Origin of the sequence: Staphylococcus saprophyticus subsp. saprophyticus ATCC 15305 = NCTC 7292 (genome assembly GCF_000010125.1) — a bacterium.
Taxonomy (GTDB): Bacteria; Bacillota; Bacilli; order Staphylococcales; family Staphylococcaceae; genus Staphylococcus; species Staphylococcus saprophyticus.
Genome location: NC_007350.1, coordinates 114,108 through 133,845, shown reverse-complemented (window position 1 = coordinate 133,845; position 19,738 = coordinate 114,108). Strand labels below are relative to the sequence as shown.

The window sequence follows — 19,738 nt, the reverse complement described above, 5'->3', positions numbered from 1 at the left end:
ATAGGCTTTTTATAATACTTTAAAATGGATTTTGATTCAGCCATTGTCCACCATCCATTGTCATACATGCACCATTAATATAACTCGCATCCTCTGACATTAAGAATTTTGCCAAACCTGCGATTTCTTCAGGTTGACCCATCCTTTCAAGTGGGACACTATCCAGCGTTTGTTGTTTTGCTTCTTCTGATAAACTTAGCTTTCCCGATCCACCTGTATTATCGATTGGCCCTGGGGCAATTGCATTGACATTAATGCCATATTTAGAGCCCCATTCAACAGCCAGTGTTCGAGTCATTGATAACACGCCTGCTTTTGCACTTGCTGAATGTATCACACCTATACCAGCTCTCCATGCATAAGTCGCAACCATATTAATAATACGTCCACGTTGACCATTTTTAATCCATTCTTTTCCTACAGCTTGTGTACAGTGCCATGTCCCATTAAGGACAATATCAATGACAGAATGCCATCCATTATATGATAAATCTTCAGCTGCACATAGAAAGTTACCTGCTGCATTATTAACCAAACCATCTATTTTGCCAAACGTTTCAACTGTTTTATCCACTGTATATTGCACTCTTTCAGGATCTCGCACATCCATATCTATGCAAAGAATTTGTCCTTCATATTGTTCTATTTCTTCTTTTGCCGCTTCTAACCGTTCCAATGAGCGACCCGTTATAACCACTTTTGCACCCGCTTCAGCAAATTTTTGCGCCATTGCTTTGCCCATGCCACTACTTCCACCAGTCACCATCATCACTTTACCATTCATGTGCATTCTCCTTTTAAAAACGATTTATACTAAAGCGTCTAAATATTTTTAGTAAGCGCTTACAATTAGTATAACAAATATCTTGCAAATTTATAATAATTCATCTGTTTTGAATGTATTTACCATATAAAATCCCTACGTTTTGAACCATAAGCTCAAAAAATAGGCTGTAACATTAAACATGCCTCAGCCTATTTCCTATTTCAAACCACTCTATTTATGAATCTTATTTTCAAAATAGTGACATAAATAACCACCTATTGCAAAAAACATGAGTAAACCTCCAATAATGACAAATGAAAATCCAGATTCTACTAAATACCAAGGCTCTTTCAATATGCCATTTTCATTTACATAACTTGGAATTAAAAGAAAACTAATCCCTAACGATGCACCTAAAACAATACTTATAATACTTGCAAAAAATAACTTTTTATTCATAAACTTATTATGCCTCCTAAATTTTTAAATTTACTTGATGTCATCTATTATTGAATAAGCTTATTTTATTTAAAAGAAAGCATTGCTAGCATTTTAAAATATGCGCGCTAGGTGAACTTGCGGAGCATGTAAAGTATCACTAGCGTTCGCTTAACCACACTTTTTATAAACAAAATACGATTTAAAAGGAACACATTTAACATATGAATTTTGGCACTCAAATTAAAATGATTCGAAAAGAAAATCAACTGACCCAAGAACAATTTGGCAATCAATTAAATATTTCACGACAAACTGTATCTACATGGGAGAATAATCGTTACTTACCGGATATTGAAATGTTAGTAGAAATTGCCAAAACCTTTAATTTATCTCTAGATGATTTAATCTTAGGTAATTCTGTGGTAAAGGATAAATTAGTTAATGATACGAAGTTTGTGAAACGCATTCGCTTAAGTATATTAAGTATGATATTTATCTTAATTGCTATAGTATCCGCATTGCTTTTCACAAGTTTACCTTCACATGTCTCTCAAGATGGTGTGTTACAAGAACCCTGGTTTCTAGTTATTCTTGCATTTTTCTCATTATTAACTGGTTTAATCATTGGTATGGTCAATTTAGTATTAATATTCATCAATTACTATAAATACGCACGCCGAAGAAAATAGTGTATTGTATGACTTTGTTTGTCATTTTACATTCATTTGCTATAATGATGTTTAAATAAAATAGTTCTCTTATTAAGAGTGAGTGGAGGGACTTGGCCCTATGAAACTCCAGCAACAGCAGTCATATGCGATGTGCTAAATCCAACAACTCAGTATGACGATTGAGTTGAAAGATGGGAAGTTGTGTGGATGCTCTTCTTATCTAAGAAGGGCTATTTTATTTATAAAAATTAAAAGGCGGTTATTTTTATGAGATCTCTACACACACTATTTAAACAATTAGAAAAATGGGAATAGTATCAACCTAAAAACATGGCGAGTAATATGAATAAAATGCAACATATTCAAGACATTAAAAAGCAAATTTGGAGACGTATTGATATAAATGATTATAAACAAGTGATACTAGAGAAAAATAAATAAAAAAATGGTTACCAATACCTTTATATCTCCTGGTATTGGTAACCTATTTAAAATTTTATGTTCTGTAATAAAATGAATTATTGCGCTAATGAACGGATAAATTCAGCTTTGCTGATTGAACTTGCTTGTTGCCATTGTTGTCTCAACCTTTGATCTAAATGAGATGGTTCAGCAACAATATCCCTCAATATACTACTTAATATCTCAAATTGTACTTCCTCAAAAAGATTGTTCTCTGGCGTAACATCCTTATTGTGAGATGTCTCGTTGTATCCTAAGATGACTAAATTGTAATCAAACGCCGCTCTTACAGCATCTAATATTTCATTACCTTTATTTATATCTAAATAAATATCACATGATTTATATAACGAAATAAATTTTTGCCTTTTGGCATTTGGATATAAATTTACATTGTCATATTTATTGAGGCTTAATAACTTCATAGACATTTCTGTTAAAGCTGCAACATGAAACTCTAGATTTGGATGGGCTTGTACGATTTCTTCTAAATGCGGGATTTGGTCTGAATTTGTCAAAGTTAATACCTGATTAGAATGACGATTCTCTTTCACAAATCTATAAACATATCCTGATTGGAAGATACGATTTTTATATTGTTCATCGATGAGCTCTATTACTTTTTCATACGCTGAAGGACTAGGCAAAATAATTTTAAAATTTCGTTTTTCTTTTGCCAGTGCATTTTCCATATGTTTCATAATTTCAGGCGTAATATCTCCCTGCCAAAAAATAGAGTCGTTTCCATATTCAGACAAACCATTTAATACGGCAGAAGAAATCGATAGTGAATTAATCATAAAGTTTTCAGACTCAAGCTGCGCAACTTCTAAGTAAAAATTGACAAACTGTATCTTTGAATGGAAGAAATAGGCTTTGTTTTTCCAAGTTAACATGATGTCATTAGTCACAAAATTTTCTACCATCATTACTTCATTATTATAGTTAAAATACCTTTTCAAAATGCTTTTTTGTGAGTTTGCGTCCAATACCACTTGTGCGTATCGCTTACCTACTTTATTGTAATAATCTATGTATTGCGTATGCCCGCGTTTATTTAACCATTCTACACGTTCAACAATTCTATGTTTATAATTTGCTTTATAAATAATTCTCGCTTTCACCTCATCTAAATTTTTGATAAAGGCAGTATTATTATTACCTTCTATCGTCCAAAATCTTGGAATCGGTACTTCATTAAAAAATAAAGGTTGTGAAGTTGTTTCAGGATTATTCGCGAAAAAAGCGTAAGGTGTTAATATATCATCTGGTAAAAATCCATTTTCTTCAATAACGATTGTTTTGCGTTGCTTACCAGCATGTTTAAAAGATTTATATAAGATAATGGCTTTTTTATCAAAAACATCGAATAAATTAATCATATAGCACCTCACTAATCAAATTGTTCCATTTTTGTACGACAACCGGTTGGGTAAAGTTTTCAGCGATTTCATATGAAGCTTGATTAAATCGGCTTGTGTCATTATCGAAATAATTAACAATACCTTCAGCAAGGTGATCTATAATTTCAGATTCTTTATCCTCATTTAAATCAATCGGTATTAAATAACCATTTTTTTGATGCTTAATAAACGTTGGGTTACCATAGTTCACATCAAAACCAATCATACCTAAACCTGAACCGATAGCTTCCATTAATGTAAGACCGAAACCTTCGCTAGTTGAACCCGATAAGAAAAGTTCATAATCTTGATAAACTTGATTTAAATTAACATGTCCTTTTAATGTGATATAATCTTCAGCATGATTTTCTTGAATTAGTTTACTTAATAATTGTCTTTGGCCACCTTCGCCATAGATATCAAATGTTATTTCAGGAACAGATGCTTTCGCTTTCAATACGGCTTTTACTAACCAGTCGACATGTTTTTCAGTCGCTAGCCTTGAGGCTGTAATGATTGAGTAAGGTTTTCTACGATTTGGCTTCACTAACGTACTTAAACTACCTACAGGAATTGTATAAATTTTAGGCTTCCTATGATAATTTTTTTCAAATTGTTGTGCTAACAACTGATTTTGAATATCCGTTGCTGTAATAAAGAAATCAATCTCATGTGCATTCATAAACACATATTCGTAATGATTATTCCATAATATGTATGTATCATTTGTTGTCGATTCATTATAATGTTCAGCATGAATCACAACTCCTAAGCGTGCTGGTCCTTTATTTTGCAACACCGTTTGTCCAATATCTTTTGAGCGATCTACAATCAACATATCTTTATCTGTTAAATGCAATTTTTCTAAAAAACAAGCTATTAATGCTTGCTTACCGTACAGAATATTATCCTCAAAAACAAACATACTTTCCTCATCATTAACATATTCGTTATATGCAATGGATCCATCCTCATTATAAAAGGACCTCATATATAATTTGGCCGAATTATCCTCAGGTGCAAAGTACTCAGACAAAACGCGTACATAAGAGTAATAGTCTCTCCTAAGCAACTTGCCTCTAGAAATGTATTCCACTCTATCTACAACATCACTATCTTCATTTTTTAAATAACATACTAAATAATTACTATTGTGATTAAAATGGATTTTTCGAGTTTTACCTTGATTTTCAACTTTAGTGATTTCTGAATACAATGGTTTGATAATTTCATCTACAGTCACACTTGTAGGTGCTATTTTAATATCTGTAAAATACTGATACAGCCAGATGATTTCCTCATTTTTAAATCCTATATTTTCAGTCAATGTTTGAATGTTTTCATTCTTAATAAAATCTAAAAACACAAATTTTATCGTTTCATTACATTTTCTCAATAACTGCGCTCTATAACGTTGTGCATATTCCACACCACTACTCGCCCAGCCAATCCCAAAATTAATATTATAGATTGTCACCTATTTCACCTCTATATGCATTTGTCTATGACTCTATATAAATAACTTCACTAACCCCATTAGCATTAACAACACAATAATCAATTTACAAATAAATGTAAGCGTTAAAAATTGTTTCTTTTCTTTTTGGAATTCTTTATCAGCGTCATATGCGTTTAATTCCGCTTCAATTTCTTTATTCAATTGCTCAAGTTCATGATCTTCAATTTCTTTTTCACTCATATAAATACCTTCTTTTTATAATTTCTACAATCAAATCATAACAAATCCATTGTCCAATACATAAATAACTGTCTCTCTATCTAATCATCTAAAACGTAGATGATTAGCCCCAAATTTGAAGTAACACGTCCAAATGCGATTGTGTCAACACTACTGCTACATGCACTTGTTGCTCAGTTAAACCACATAAATCCCAAGTACTACTGCTACATGCCTCTTATTTCAAGTATACCTTTAATTAACCATCTTTGGCGACGTATTGCAAACTTATTTTCAGAAAAATCGGATAAAAGATTTTTCTTTTGTTTGTTGTACTTAAAAACAATATTATTTTGATTGTTTTTGGTTACTAATACTGCCATAGGGCACATACTTCACTTTCGTATCTTTTGGTAAGCCTTCATATTCATTAAATAACGTTTGATACTTAGCACTTGTTGGTGTGGCGTGATGTAAATAATGTTCAAAAGGTAATTTTTCCATACTATAAATTCTTTGCTTAGAATCTGCGTGAACGGCTTCTTTTAGCTGACTAATTCTTGCTTCATTTGCAGCGTGAATATTGTAGAATACCCCTAAATACATCACTGCACAAAAGATAGCTAATCCAGTAATCCACTTTTCTGATTTCCTGTTAAACACTTCCAGTTGCGCAAGTAAAATTAATAATATGACAACATAAATTGCATATACTGTGTAAAAATTACGTGGACCTATGGGTGATACGATGATTAAAGGACCACACACAAGTATGATTGACGCGATTAATAAGTAAAGCGTATATCGAACTTCCTTTTGAGATATGACCGTATGGATAGCCAAGATCAATGCACACAAAAAGATAAAACATACCATAGTATTTAAAATATTAGTAAGTGTAATCATGTGAAAATGTTGTAATTCAAATTGTTTAAAAATAAAAAAATAATATATCGGTAATAGCGTTAAGCCACATACGATGAACCAATATCTACTTGTATATGTTTTCGTCATTTGTCGTGTTTTATACAACATAACAAGTAAGATACCAACGATTATCGTAATAATCACAATTTGATTAAAGAAAATCCAATCCGGCAATATGGTTGTTACCGTTTTATAAACTTTATCAACGATACCCGTATCACTAGAGACCTGTTGATAATCGCTACCTTCAAAAAATATTTTGCGATAGTTCGGATTCAAAAACATAATGATTGTCCCTAAAGCAGAAATGAACCATCCTACAACAAATTTAGGATACGCTTTTTTATAGAAATATATATGTAATACAAGTGCGATTGCTATGATTAATGTATTAAATAATGTTGCATTTTCAATGAAAAATTGACCACCAAAACACACGCAATAAAAAATGATATTCGTACTTGGTTTATGACTGTTCCGGTAAAATAGTACCGTTACAATAAACCATAGAATAAATAATACACACAGCGTTGCTGGTACATAATTATAAAATCCTGCAAACCAGCCATACGTTTGTTTATAGATTTCATTTGGCATTGTCACCATTAAAATAAATGCCGCTAAACAAATGATAGAAGTCTGTTTATGTTTAACAAATTGACTGATGACCCATATGATCAACATGCTAAATACGGCATACGCCAACCACCTAAACCAGTCAAATCGAACTGCTACAATTTCAAACAAATTACCAAGATAACGGCCGTTTAAATTAGCAAAATGTTCTTGCAACATTTGAATACCATATTGACTATACCAGTCCCAGTCATCATGGGTTAATGGCGTAAAAATAGCCATTAGTATATAAAAAATAAATAATCCTGTAAGTATTAGATGGATTTTATTTATATGTAAAGCTCTCATTTCAGTCCACCTCGCAATCACTTAAATTGGTTTGGCGTATGATATAGAGCGGTCGTTGTTTTACTTCATAATAAATTCTGCCTATGTATTCTCCAATGACCCCTAATGATGTTAACTGAACACCACCTAAAAATAATACTGCGACAATCGTTGTGAAATAACCTGGCGTCGAAACACCATAACTGACTGTATAAATAAAATTAAATAATATATAAAGGAAACTCATCGCGCACACAAATAAACCAAAGTATAAAATGGCACGTAACGGTTTATTATTAAATGAAATGAGACCATCTATGCCATAATTCAATAAAGAACTAAACGTCCACTTAGACTCACCATCGGCACGTACAACATTTTCATATTCAATCACTTTAGGTTCAAATCCAATCCAAGCAAATAAACCTTTAGAAAATCTATTGTATTCTCCTAAGTTCACTACTTCTCTGATCGCACGTTGGCTCAATAATCTAAAATCCCCTACGCCGTCTTCTAAATCCACATCTACAATTTTATTAATTACTGCATAATATAATTGAGATACAGTCTTGCGAATGACGTGTTCACCTGTTCTATCTCTTTTTGCCACAACCTGGTCTTCACCATCTCTATAATGAGCAATCATCTGTGGAATAAGGGTTGGCGGGTGCTGCAAGTCACCATCTAATATAACTAATGCTTCCGCTTCAGTACTCGCACATAATCCAGCATACATTGCAGATTCTTTTCCGAAATTTCTTGAAAATGATATGAACTTTACCGCATGATCTCGCTGTGCTAATGCTTTAATAATGGCTAGTGTGCGATCCTTACTTCCATCATCTATAAAAAGCAATTCATATTTATAATTGTTGCTGATACTATCTCGTTGCATAATTTCAGTTAATTTGGCATATGTTTGTTCTAGCACTGATGCCTCATTAAAACATGGAATTAAAATTCTAATCATAAAATACAGTGCTCCTCTTTCGATTTTAATTATATAAATATTAATATATTTCATATTATACAATATTAAAAGTAGAATGTAGTATCTATTTTTTCATCACTCGGTAATTAATTAAATTTTAATTCTAATGATTCTTTTTATTCTCACATTTAAACAAAAAGAATCCAGAAGGTTCTGTGTCAATTATTGATACGTCCGGTTCACCATCTAAATTAAATCAAACAAATGTAAACACCGTTCCCCTCACACAGGCACATATGAACGACTCTATTCGCGAATTAGGTCCTGATAAATCAACAGCTTACCTAAATTTAGAACCTGAGTACATCGTTCCTGATGAACATGGGAAATACGCTTATGTCACAATTCAAGAATCTAGTGCTATAGCGAAACTAGATATTGAAAAAGGTGAATTCGTAAAAGTACAAGGTTTGCCTTATAAAGATCATTCTTTACCAGAAAATGCTATGGACCCTTCAGACAAAGATGGTAAAAAAGCATTACGCCCTGTCCCTGTGCTCGGCATGTTACAACCAGATGGTATTACCGCATATGAATATAATGGCGAAACATACTTATTAATTGCTAATGAAGGTGATGCACAAGACTATGATGGCTATAGTGAAGAAGTCCGTGTCAAAGATATTAAAGACGATATCAAACTAGATGCTAAATACTATGAAGGCTATACACAAGCAGAACTAGATAAACTTGTAGCCAATGGATTATTTGATGATGATCAATTAGGTAGATTAAAAGTGACAACTTCTCATAAATTTAGAGATAAAAATGGAAAATATAATGCACTCGTATCGTTTAGCGGTCGCTCATTTTCTATATTAAAAGGCTCTGATTTATCTATGGTTTACGATAACGGTAGCGACATCGAACAACGCATAAAAGATATTTTACCAGGGCGCTTTAATGCTAATTACGAAGACTTTAATGATATAGAAGTAGACGGAAGAAGTGATGACAAAGGTCCTGAGGTTGAATCCATCGAAGTTGGAACCATCGGCAATCAAACGTACGCCTTTGTTGGCTTAGAACGCGTAGGCGGTGTGATGATTTATAACATTACAAACCCAACTACACCTCAATTCACACAATACTTATACGATGAAGAAAATAAAGATATCTCTCCCGAGGGCATTACATTTGTATCATCAGAAGACAGCCCTACTGGTAAACCCATGTTAATGGTGTCATTCGAGTTATCAGGAACAACATCTACATTTGAATTAAATGAAATTGATGAAACTTTTGACCAAACCCACCCGGACGGACAAAATGATACTGATAATGCACAACAATCTAATAACAGTGATGAACATGATGATACAGATGAAACGAAAGGTGAATATAATACCGATGTTGAAACACAAGATGATGAGGAGGATACTGTAGCGACACAAGATAATGATAGTGTAACTTCAGTAACAAATATAGAAGATAATGTGATTGAAAACATTGGTAAAAGTCCTGCTATCAATCAAACTACAGACATTGATAATTCGGATAATCTAAATTCAGAAAATATAGTAGCAGTCCATCATGGACCAACGCATTTAAATAATAATGCGACATTAAACATTTCTAAAATTTCTAGATCATTTGTAAACGAAGCATCTAATCATACATTGAAAATGAGTGATGCGAATACACGACTAAACCATAATCAATATCAGCTAGCTACAAAAAAAACTAACCAAATAAATCATCAAAAGATTATAAATATGAATAGTCCTATCGCAACAAATACTGAAATAGAACATCCCGAAGCTAAAAATGAAGGCAACCATTCAATTAATAAACAACAACTCCCTAACACAGGTCAAAGTCAAAACCATGCCCCACTTTGGTCATCTTTAATTTTAGGTGTTGCTTTACTACTAATTGGTAGAAAACAAAAATCAAAATAATCATATAGCAATAAGTTATTTTAAATAATTTAAATATCTTTTATCCGCTTCAATAACGTAATAATTTATAAAAGTTGTACTTGTCCTTTCAGTTTATTCATATACTATCCATATCATTAACTAAGCCGAGGCATTTAATCATGTCTCGGCCTAGCTAAAATCCATAAATAATTAGTTCTAATCTATCAGGATTAGAACTTTTTATAAATTTGAATTTTTATTCTAATAAATATTCAAATCAAAATTGAACGTTATCTTTTTATTGTTTAATCGATATTCCTCATTTAATTCAGGACCACAACTATTTGAACCTATACCGCTTTGTGCATAATCGACATATAAATATGTGTTATTTTCTATTTCCAATTCATCCACATGTTTTGCCTCTGTTAATTGATTTAAAGAATAATGTGATGCGTTAAAGCTGAATGTATCTTCACTAGTGATAGTAAGCGTATGCTCATTGTTGGTAATATTCATAATTGTTGTTTGATTATGACTACCAGCTTCTTGAGGTTTAATATGCACATCACCATTATTTGTCACCGTTGTTTCAAACATGTCTAAGTATGTTGCTATCCCTTTATCTTGATAGCTACTCATTGGACCATTTCCATAGTAATTTATTTGTTCATATGTTGAAGGTAAAGTTATTAGTAAACCAAATCTTGGTAAAAATGGTGCGTTGTTATCTTTTTCTAAGTTATAATCTACATTTACTTTTCCATCTTGATAAACCGTCCAAGTAAGTGATCCTTTCAAAACTGGCGGCACGGCTTCTGACTCTATATTAATTTCAAAAACGAGACTGATATTAGACTCATCTTCAATTATTTTATAATTTGTCACAAGTGTTTGAATGTTATTATAACCAGAATATAACCACTCTTTTTTAATATATGCATCATTATCTATCGGGGCACGCCAAATTTTAGTTTCGGTATTGTTATTGAAAATGATTTCATTATTGTGAAGCACTGATTTTAAGCATCCTTGTTTCTTGTCAAAACTATATGCATATTTGTTGCCTACCGAAATATTAATCGAATGTTCCATATCTTTGCATTGAAACTCCATTTTTTCTTCATTGAGATATGGTAATGCTCGACGTTGATAAATAATTTGATCATGTCCAACCTCAAAATACTTATCTCTATAGCTTTCTTCTTCTTTTAATTTATAACGAAGCATCAAACTACTTATATTATCAAGCGTTACATAATCTCTTAAATCAAAAGTTTGGCTTATATGAGGCGCGAAAGCAGTTAATGGAATATTAAACACCTTTCTCTCACCATCTAAATAAATAGCTTCTCCCTCAACAATCAAACTATCCTCCGCATTTGTAAAATCAAATTGATTCTTCAATGTAAACCGATAATCCTCTTCGTTAACCAATCTCAAAGGTCTATGTTCATGTTTAAACTCATAATAACCTTCATGTGGAATTCGATCTGGCGAAACAATACCATCAACACAAAAATTACCGTCATGTAAGGCCTCACCAAAATCTCCACCATATCTAAAAATTGGTTTACCTTCCTTTATCCCAACCTGAATGCTATGATCACACCATTCCCAAACAAAACCGCCAATAAAACTATCATATTTTTCAATTAATGTTTGATATGCATTAAGATCTCCTGGTGAATTTCCCATTGCATGTGCGTATTCACATAATATAAACGGTTTATCTAATTTGGGATTTTCTAGATATGTTTCTAAAATTTCTTCTGGAGAAGCATACATTCTACTTATCATATCAACATTGGACATATCATAATTTTTTTCTTTATCTCGATACAATGCACCTTCATAATGTAATGGTCTTGTCGTGTCTAATTGCTTTGCCCGTTCCAATCCTTTAACCATATTGATGCCAAATCCAGATTCATTACCTATTGACCAAGAAACAATAGAACTATAGTTTTTTAATGGCTTGATAGAGGCTTCTATTCTTTCAATAATAGATGTTTCAAATTTTGGATTATCAGCAATAATATTAAAGTGTTCTGTATTTTCTTCTCCATATAACCTTACTACACCATGAGTTTCTAAATCTGCCTCACTCATTACATAGAAACCATATTGGTCAGTCATTTCATAAAATAATGGTGCCTTCGGATAATGCGCAGTACGAATCGCATTAAAATTGCCTTGTTTCATTAATTTTAAATCTTTTTCAAAATCTCTTTCATACATGACAAAACCATTTTGAGGATGGCTATCATGGTAATTTACTCCCCGTATTTTAATTGATTTTCCATTAATATAGAATTGATTATCTTGTATTTTAACTTCTCTTATTCCAATTTTCTGAGTGATTACTTCGTTTTCTGTTTCAATAATTATCTTATAAAGTACTGGATTCTCAGATGACCATAATTGTGGATTATCTATTACAAATTGATGATGCTTTGAAACAATTGCGCGATCTATTTCTAGCCCTTTAGGATTATATAAAACCAAGTTAATATTCCCTAAATGATGCTTTCCTTGTAAAGTGAAATTTATTTTTCCATTATTAGATTCATGGTTTATTGTTGTCTCAATTTTAAAGTCGTCCACGCGCGATTTAGATCTTTTTAATATATATACATCTCTAAAAATACCTGAATGACGAAACATGTCTTGATTTTCAAAATATGTTCCATCAGAGTACTTAAGTACAATGACTTCAATTGAATTTATTCCTTTTTGAACATATGGTGTAATATCAAACTCTGAAATTGAATGTGCAATTTGACTATATCCTACAAACTGTTCATTGATCCAGATATAGAATGCACTATCGACACCTTCAAAGTTCAAATGATAATCGCTTTGTTCATTATAGTCATTTATTTCAAATGAACGTTTATATCGACCACATGGATTTTCTCTAGGCACGTATGGTGGATTAAACGGTATAGGGTATTGTGTATTTAAATACTGAATCTGATCAAACCCATACAAATTCCATACAGATGGTACTGTTAAATATTGCTCTTTGCTATTAATATCTTCATTTGTATAGTCTTCCAATGAATTAAAAAATTCAAATTGCCATTTACCATTAAGTAATGTGATATTTTGAGTTTCATATCTCGTTTTGAAATCATAATCTTTTTCTCCAAGCTGATATGGTATATAAAAAGCTCTTCTAGGCAACAAATTCACATTTTGTTTTTCTAAATCTTCATGAAATTTTTCTTTAAACATATGACATCCCCCTATTTAATTCTTTCTCTATGTTCTCGTTGACGTTTAAATTGCAAAGTCTTTTCAATATCCGTTAAAAAATCTCCTTTCAAATTAAAGGCTTTGTGATATAAAAATGCAGTTAAACAAACGAATAACAGTGGTGCTATGATAATCATTATTCTTAAGCCATTAATTGTAACGAGTGATTGTGACTCATTTGGCGTGTATCCCAGAATTGATAATCCGACACCAACTATTAATGCTGCAACAGCTTGTGAAGCCTTAGTTAAGAAAGTGTTTGTTGACGTGATGATACTCTCGTTGCGTTGTCCAAATTTAACTTCACCATAATCAATAACATCAGCTAATGAAACTGTTGTAATACCTATCATGAAGCCAGAACCAATTCTCAAAATGCCCGCACCTAAAATAATTAAAAGTGTACTTTTCGGAGCGATAAATCCAGCTATTAAAATAATCAATAATCCTAAAATAATAAATGAAACAGCCGTATTAAACGCTTTTGTTCTACCTACCCATTTGATAAATCTAGGAAGTAATAATAAACCAACCATTTCACATAAAATCATCGAATTAAAAATTGAAAATAAATGTTCTGCATTTACCACATATTTAAAATAGTAAATAATAGAACCATTTAAAGTTTGTAAACATAAATTAAAAGTTAGTAATACCCCCATAATTGCCAATAACTCTTTATTTTTAAATAAAATACGTCCAATATCTTTAAAATTAACTTTAATACCAATTTGTTGTTCTAATTCCTTATCTTCAGGCACTTTAAAAACAGTAACACCAATTGTAATTATAAATACTGCACTACAAATGATTGCAAATATGAATATCCCTACTGAATCACTGCCATTACCAAAAACGTCTCCTAATTGATGAATAAAATACAGTCCAAATGTACCTACTGTGAATGCTGCTAAACTCGCAAAAAATCTTGGAATTACTGACACTTCTTCACGTTCTCTAGGATTATGTGTTAAATTCGGCAACCAAGACCAATAAGGAATATCCATCATTGTGTAAGTCATTCCCCAGGAAATATATAAAATTGATATGTAAACATACATTGCTGTCTGTGGTAAATCAAAGTTAGTAAATAGTAATATGGTGACAATTGCATTCGCTAACGTTCCTATAGACAACCAGGTTTTGAATTTCCCGAAATTATTTCTAGTGTTATCAACTATCATCCCCATAATTGGATCATTTATGGCATCCCATATACGAGCAACAAATAGCATAACACCAACAAATGCGGGTGATAAACCTACAATATCTGTGATATAAAACATTAAAAAGACACCGACGATATTAAATATGGCATCTTTACCAATTGCTCCAAATCCAAATGCAAACTTCTGCTTTCCTGTTAAATGTCTGTCCATTTTTCCACCTCTAAATCCTTTTTAAGTAAAGCGCTTTCATGTTTGTTGTTTTTATTTTATCAATACAGATATAGAGGGATAAATAGCATAATGGTGATGATATATGGCAAAATGTTTCATTTCATATTACTATGTATTTATATAAATACAAATTAAAATCATTTTTTAATTAAGAGGGATATTATGCAAGTACTATGGAAAAAGTTTCAAAAGAAATTGATAGATGCCAACTTGGCAGAATGCGGTATTGAAGTTGGTGTGCCGAATGTTGGCTATAGCTATAACGTTTTTCAACAAGCCGTATTACATATCGTCACACAAGGTGAAGGTATTTTTACATATAATAATGAAACTCATCATCTGAAAGCGGGAGATATGTTTTTACTAGAACGAGGTATGGAAGTTGAATATAAACCTTCTTTCTCAAACCCTTGGACTTATTATTGGGTGGGAATTAATGGCAAACAAATTCTTACATATTTATCTCGCTCTAGTATCGTCGATACGCACGTTCTTATTAATAAAAACACTAAAGATATTCAATCTATTATTAAAAAAATTTGTAACCTATCTCAAACGATTCAATCTAATAATTCTCATGACATACTGATTATGCAACATATATATCAACTGGTTTATGCCTTGCAAGACAAGTTTCCAAAACACTTTTCTGTTCAAGTTGATATTGTAAATGAAGACATTCAATATGCTGTCGAATATATAAATTCTAATTACCAAAAAGATATTACAATTGTTGATGTTGCAAAATCAGTCAATATCTCAAGAAGTCATTTATTCAAATTATTTAAAAGAAATTTAAACTGTTCGCCTAAGGAATACTTAACTTATATTAGGATGTATCATGCTTCTCAACTTTTAATTAATACCAATTTATTGATAAATGAAATATCTAGCAAAATAGGTTATAAAGACCCACTGCTATTCTCTAAAAATTTCACAAAACATTTTGAAATAAGTGCTTCTGAATATCGTACATGTTTTTCAGTACACCAAACAAATACAGACTAACACATAAAAAATACTCCTCTCAAAATAGACATTAAAAAATGAAAACTTTGAGAGGAGCATTTTTAATTCAGATAGCTTGCCTTTTTATTAAACTTCCACAATAACACGACATAGTTAATTCATTTTAAGCACTTGCGCCAATTCATTTATCAATGGGTAGACGGATTTTCCTCGTTGAGTTAAGGAATAGCGAACTTTTTTAGGATAATCATTCGTTTCTTCTCTTTTTACAATTTGCAAAGCAATCAAATCATTTAATTGTTCTGTCAAAATCTTTCTACTTATACCTGAAACTTCACGATGTAATGCATTATAAAAGTAAGCTTCATCATAAAGCGTATTGATAATAATACCTTTCCATTTTCCACCTAATGACATCAATGTTTCTTCTATCGGACATCCTCGTTGAATTACAAGATTACAGCTACCATAGTCCATGCTATTTTTTAACATATGAACCTCCTCATTAACGTGAGTTACTTATTTGTGCCTTCTTGTGACATTGTCGCTTATCCTCTACCCTTTAGTTATAACAAATAATAGAAAGAAGCGATAATAATGAAACTCATTCAAATGTCAGACCATATTTATAAATTAAATATACAGACAACAGTTGGTATCCCGATACAAATAAACACTTGGTTTATTGTGAATGATAACGACGTTTATATCATAGACACAGGTATGGATGATTATGCTGAGCTACAAATCACGATTGCTAAATCGCTCGGTAATCCTAAAGGCATTTTTTTAACGCATGGACATCTAGATCATATCAATGGCGCAAAACGTATTTCTGAAGCTTTGAAAATACCTATCTTTACATATAAAAATGAACTCCCTTATATCAATGGTGAGCTGCCTTATCCAAATAAAACGCATACCGAAAATACAGGTGTTCAATACATTGTTAAACCTCTAGAAACTAATACAAATCTGCCCTTCAATTATTACTTAACTCCTGGTCATGCACCAGGTCATGTCATCTATTTTCATAATCAAGATAAAATTTTAATATGCGGAGATTTATTTATTTCAGATGCGCAACATCTGCATATTCCTATCAAAAAATTCACTTATAACATGACTGAAAATATCAAAAGCGGTCAAATCATAGATAATCTTTGTCCCAAATTAATTACAACTTCACATGGCGATGATCTATATTATTCAGATGACATTTATTCAATTTATAAATTTAAGTACGAGGAGTAAGCAATATGAAATTACAAATTTATCAATTTGAAGTTGCAGAAGCGAATTTCAAACAAAACAAAGCAAAGATCTCTTCATTAATAGAAACGCATTACACAAATGCTGATATCATTGTGCTACCTGAAATGTGGAATAATGGTTATGCCTTAAATCAGTTAAAAGATAAAGCGGACATAGATTTACAACAATCTCTACCATTTATACAACAACTTGCACAACAGTATACAACACATATAGTAGCAGGATCTGTAGCTAATATGAGAACTAACGCCATCTATAATACTGCTTTTGCAGTTTCAAAAGATAAAACATTATTAAATGTTACGGATAAAATTCACTTGGTACCTATGCTAGATGAACCTTTTTACTTATCGCCAGGATTAAACCAACCTAACAATTTTTCTATTAATGGCATTCAAGCATCACAAATAATATGCTACGACCTGAGATATCCTGAAGTAGCAAGAGCTTCTATTAAGAATGATGCAAATTTTATTACAAGCACGTGCCATTGAAAATAATTGTTTTGTCATTGCATGCAATAGCGTGGGTAATGTAAATCATCAACATCACAAGGGGAATAGTTATGCTGGCCATTCTATGGTTGTTAACCCTAACGGAGAAATTCTTGTTGAAGCTGGTCATTCAGAAATGGTTTTTGAAATAGACATTCAAACGAACGCCGTTACTAAACAAAGAAAAGCAATACCTGTCTTGGAAGATATTTAATACCAATACATTTTTAGATTTTACGCCACTTTATTTTTTATTATGAATTATAAAAGTGCTAAACTTTTATATATCAAGATATTTAAGGAGATGGACACAGTGAATGTAATTGACTTAAATGGTACTTGGACATTAAATATTCTCACAAACACAACACGTTTCCACGATATGCCTGTCACAATACCTGGTAGTATCGTAACCGGAGCACTTGAAAATAATTTAATCAATCACCCCTATTATGGAAATAACGAAGACGCAATTCAATATTTATTTAATGATCATTACAGTTTTTCTAGGACGTTTACTTTAGAAACCGAGGTATTAATGAGTGAGCAAATTCTATTAAATTGTGAAGGTCTCGATACGTTAGCAACGATTTTCATCAACCATACCAACGTATTAGAAACGGATAATATGTTTCGTCGTTATAAATTTGATATTAAGCCTTATGTCGAACTTGGTGAAAACATTATAGAAATCCAATTTTACTCTCCAGTACAGTATTTAAAAGAAATAAAACTGCAAGGTGAAAATGGCTTAGCTTACTTAAGAAAAGCTCAATGCATGTTTGGCTGGGACTGGGGCATTAAATTGCCTGATTTCGGTATATGGAAATCGATTGCGATTGAATACGGCGATTACATGAACATACCACCTTTTCTATTTACTCAGACACACCATACACAAACAGTTGAATTAAATGTACGTTCAAAAAAAGCTATTGACGAAGCCACATCTTTAACATGCACATTGTACGATCCCAACAATCAGGCTATCGAATCTATTACGATTAACAATAGTCATACATTCAAGCACACTTTCATAATTGAAAATCCACAGTTATGGTGGCCAATAGGTTACGGTGAGCAACCGTTATATACTGTGGACGTTGAACTATATACAGGTAACCAATCCATAGATCACACAAGCTATTCGATTGGCCTAAGAACGGTCAAATTAAATCGAGACAATGATGGAGACGCCTCTAAATTCGAATTTATAATTAACGACACGCCTGTGTTTATTAAAGGTACGAACATGATTATTGAAGATGCCATTTTAACGCAATCACGTCGCTATAGTTTAACAGCCCAAATTAAAGATTGTGTGCGTGCAAATATCAATTGTATTCGTGTATGGGAGGCGCCTACTACCCGTCAGACCTTTTCTTTGATTTGTGCGATCAATACGGTATTTTAGTTATCCAAGATTGTATGTTTACGAGTATGTCTTACCCAACAGATATGGATTTCATGGTCAATGTGACTATGGAACTGATTCAAAATATTGAACGCATGGCACATCACCCAAGTTTAATATTGCTATTTGGAAACAATGAAATCGATATGACCTATACAATGTTAACAAGTGATGGACCTCGTACCGCACAGACACGAGATTTCTTCGAGGTATCGAAAATCACAGATGAAAATATGAAACATATAATGCAAACACGCTATAAGACGCTATTTCTTGAAACAATACCTGATATTACGAAACGGAGTGCACCACAAGTACCTTACGCTCATTCATCTCCAAACAGGAAATCAAACCATACGTCTAAGTCCATTTTTGATTACGCTAAGGATGGCGATTTTCATTACTGTTTAGCTTATGATGGCCAAGCACCTTACGAATCTATCAAACAACTTCATGCACGTTTCATTTCAGAAATGGGCTTTCAAAGTTATCCTGGTATGAAGGCGATTGACTCATTTTCCAAAACAAGTGATCAATCTCCCAATTCGTCAGTGATGTTGATCCATCAAAAATGTAAAGATGGCAATCAAATTATTGATAATTATATGCAAGCCGAGTTTAAATTAACTGAAGATTTTACAGATTATGTATATTTATCACAAATACTTGCCGGTATCGTGATGCGCTATTCAGTTGAACATTTCCGTTCAGAAAATGATTATTGTCGTGGTGTGCTACTATGGCAAATGAATGATTGTTGGCCAACCATTTCATGGTCTGGGGTAGATTATTATGGTCGATGGAAAGCGTAACAATATTTC

At 32.2% G+C, this 19,738-nt stretch carries 16 protein-coding genes, 1 pseudogene and 1 riboswitch; of the genes and pseudogenes, 7 read left to right on the top strand and 10 right to left on the bottom strand.

Annotation, left to right across the window (positions count from 1 at the left end; translation table 11 throughout):
• Positions 1–19: 19 nt before the first annotated feature.
• Together fadH and SSP_RS00565 are read right to left on the bottom strand one after the other, a co-directional pair.
• Positions 20–784, bottom strand: a complete 765-nt coding sequence (gene fadH, locus SSP_RS00570) for a 2,4-dienoyl-CoA reductase (protein WP_011302114.1) — start codon at positions 782–784, stop codon at positions 20–22.
• 213 nt (positions 785–997) lie between these two features.
• Positions 998–1,225 carry a DUF3955 domain-containing protein gene (locus tag SSP_RS00565; RefSeq protein WP_011302113.1) on the bottom strand — a complete coding sequence of 76 codons (228 nt, stop codon included), beginning with the start codon at positions 1,223–1,225 and terminating at the stop codon, positions 998–1,000.
• A gap of 203 nt (positions 1,226–1,428) precedes the next feature.
• Between SSP_RS00565 and SSP_RS00560 the strand changes: the two genes are divergently transcribed.
• Positions 1,429–1,896: a helix-turn-helix domain-containing protein gene (locus SSP_RS00560; RefSeq protein ID WP_011302112.1), complete on the top strand. Its 468-nt coding sequence runs from the start codon at positions 1,429–1,431 to the stop codon at positions 1,894–1,896.
• A 66-nt stretch (positions 1,897–1,962) separates the two neighbouring features.
• Positions 1,963–2,076, top strand: a riboswitch (SAM riboswitch).
• A 320-nt stretch (positions 2,077–2,396) separates the two neighbouring features.
• On the opposite strand, the gene gtfB is transcribed toward SSP_RS00560, so the two are convergent.
• The 5 genes from gtfB to SSP_RS00535 form a co-directional block, all read right to left on the bottom strand.
• Positions 2,397–3,722, bottom strand: a complete 1,326-nt coding sequence (gtfB, locus tag SSP_RS00555) for an accessory Sec system glycosylation chaperone GtfB (protein ID WP_011302111.1) — start codon at positions 3,720–3,722, stop codon at positions 2,397–2,399.
• Complete coding sequence (gene gtfA / locus SSP_RS00550) at positions 3,715–5,220, bottom strand: accessory Sec system glycosyltransferase GtfA (protein WP_011302110.1); 1,506 nt, start codon at positions 5,218–5,220, stop codon at positions 3,715–3,717. Before gtfA ends, gtfB begins: the two co-directional genes overlap by 8 nt.
• A gap of 33 nt (positions 5,221–5,253) precedes the next feature.
• Complete coding sequence (locus SSP_RS00545) at positions 5,254–5,442, bottom strand: hypothetical protein (protein WP_002482057.1); 189 nt, start codon at positions 5,440–5,442, stop codon at positions 5,254–5,256.
• Between the two features lie 327 nt (positions 5,443–5,769).
• Positions 5,770–7,272 carry a DUF6056 family protein gene (locus SSP_RS00540; protein ID WP_011302109.1) on the bottom strand — a complete coding sequence of 501 codons (1,503 nt, stop codon included), beginning with the start codon at positions 7,270–7,272 and terminating at the stop codon, positions 5,770–5,772.
• 1 nt (position 7,273) lies between these two features.
• Complete coding sequence (locus SSP_RS00535) at positions 7,274–8,221, bottom strand: glycosyltransferase family 2 protein (protein WP_011302108.1); 948 nt, start codon at positions 8,219–8,221, stop codon at positions 7,274–7,276.
• A gap of 176 nt (positions 8,222–8,397) precedes the next feature.
• Between SSP_RS00535 and SSP_RS13340 the strand changes: the two genes are divergently transcribed.
• Positions 8,398–10,143 carry a choice-of-anchor I family protein gene (locus tag SSP_RS13340; protein ID WP_011302107.1) on the top strand — a complete coding sequence of 582 codons (1,746 nt, stop codon included), beginning with the start codon at positions 8,398–8,400 and terminating at the stop codon, positions 10,141–10,143.
• A gap of 222 nt (positions 10,144–10,365) precedes the next feature.
• Here SSP_RS13340 and SSP_RS00525 read toward each other — a convergent pair whose 3' ends face one another.
• Complete coding sequence (locus tag SSP_RS00525) at positions 10,366–13,344, bottom strand: glycoside hydrolase family 2 TIM barrel-domain containing protein (RefSeq protein WP_011302106.1); 2,979 nt, start codon at positions 13,342–13,344, stop codon at positions 10,366–10,368.
• 11 nt (positions 13,345–13,355) lie between these two features.
• On the bottom strand, positions 13,356–14,744 hold the full coding sequence (melB, locus tag SSP_RS00520) for a melibiose:sodium transporter MelB (protein ID WP_011302105.1): 1,389 nt from the start codon (positions 14,742–14,744) through the stop codon (positions 13,356–13,358).
• 183 nt (positions 14,745–14,927) lie between these two features.
• Here melB and SSP_RS00515 point away from each other — a divergent pair, with 183 nt between their 5' ends.
• The gene (locus SSP_RS00515; RefSeq protein WP_011302104.1) at positions 14,928–15,773 is read left to right on the top strand and encodes an AraC family transcriptional regulator; all 846 of its coding nucleotides are present in this window, start codon (positions 14,928–14,930) and stop codon (positions 15,771–15,773) included.
• A 114-nt stretch (positions 15,774–15,887) separates the two neighbouring features.
• Here the strand turns inward: SSP_RS00515 and SSP_RS00510 are convergent, their stop codons facing one another.
• Entirely contained in the window at positions 15,888–16,226 is a 339-nt protein-coding gene (locus SSP_RS00510) for a winged helix-turn-helix transcriptional regulator (protein WP_011302103.1), read from the bottom strand.
• A gap of 105 nt (positions 16,227–16,331) precedes the next feature.
• On the opposite strand from SSP_RS00510, the gene SSP_RS00505 reads away from it, so the two are divergent.
• The 4 genes and pseudogenes from SSP_RS00505 to SSP_RS00490 all read left to right on the top strand — a co-directional run bounded on the left by SSP_RS00505 (position 16,332) and on the right by SSP_RS00490 (position 19,729).
• Positions 16,332–16,988 (top strand): MBL fold metallo-hydrolase, encoded by a 657-nt coding sequence (locus SSP_RS00505; RefSeq protein WP_011302102.1) that lies wholly within the window; start codon positions 16,332–16,334, stop codon positions 16,986–16,988.
• A 5-nt stretch (positions 16,989–16,993) separates the two neighbouring features.
• A pseudogene (locus SSP_RS00500) lies at positions 16,994–17,717 on the top strand (nitrilase-related carbon-nitrogen hydrolase).
• Between the two features lie 99 nt (positions 17,718–17,816).
• Positions 17,817–18,917, top strand: a complete 1,101-nt coding sequence (locus SSP_RS00495; RefSeq protein ID WP_011302099.1) for a glycosyl hydrolase 2 galactose-binding domain-containing protein — start codon at positions 17,817–17,819, stop codon at positions 18,915–18,917.
• Positions 18,918–18,931: 14 nt separating this feature from the next.
• Complete coding sequence (locus SSP_RS00490) at positions 18,932–19,729, top strand: hypothetical protein (RefSeq protein WP_162009573.1); 798 nt, start codon at positions 18,932–18,934, stop codon at positions 19,727–19,729.
• Positions 19,730–19,738: the final 9 nt, after the last annotated feature.

Bases quoted from the DNA above. Each gene is read 5' to 3' on its own strand.
- fadH (WP_011302114.1), bottom strand. From the start codon at position 784: ATGAATGGTAAAGTGATGATGGTGACTGGTGGAAGTAGTGGCATGGGC.
- SSP_RS00565 (WP_011302113.1), bottom strand. From the start codon at position 1,225: ATGAATAAAAAGTTATTTTTTGCAAGTATTATAAGTATTGTTTTAGGT.
- SSP_RS00560 (WP_011302112.1), top strand. From the start codon at position 1,429: ATGAATTTTGGCACTCAAATTAAAATGATTCGAAAAGAAAATCAACTG.
- gtfB (WP_011302111.1), bottom strand. From the start codon at position 3,722: ATGATTAATTTATTCGATGTTTTTGATAAAAAAGCCATTATCTTATAT.
- SSP_RS00545 (WP_002482057.1), bottom strand. From the start codon at position 5,442: ATGAGTGAAAAAGAAATTGAAGATCATGAACTTGAGCAATTGAATAAA.
- SSP_RS00540 (WP_011302109.1), bottom strand. From the start codon at position 7,272: ATGAGAGCTTTACATATAAATAAAATCCATCTAATACTTACAGGATTA.
- SSP_RS00535 (WP_011302108.1), bottom strand. From the start codon at position 8,221: ATGATTAGAATTTTAATTCCATGTTTTAATGAGGCATCAGTGCTAGAA.
- SSP_RS00525 (WP_011302106.1), bottom strand. From the start codon at position 13,344: ATGTTTAAAGAAAAATTTCATGAAGATTTAGAAAAACAAAATGTGAAT.
- melB (WP_011302105.1), bottom strand. From the start codon at position 14,744: ATGGACAGACATTTAACAGGAAAGCAGAAGTTTGCATTTGGATTTGGA.
- SSP_RS00515 (WP_011302104.1), top strand. From the start codon at position 14,928: ATGCAAGTACTATGGAAAAAGTTTCAAAAGAAATTGATAGATGCCAAC.
- SSP_RS00510 (WP_011302103.1), bottom strand. From the start codon at position 16,226: ATGTTAAAAAATAGCATGGACTATGGTAGCTGTAATCTTGTAATTCAA.
- SSP_RS00505 (WP_011302102.1), top strand. From the start codon at position 16,332: ATGAAACTCATTCAAATGTCAGACCATATTTATAAATTAAATATACAG.
- SSP_RS00490 (WP_162009573.1), top strand. From the start codon at position 18,932: ATGTTTACGAGTATGTCTTACCCAACAGATATGGATTTCATGGTCAAT.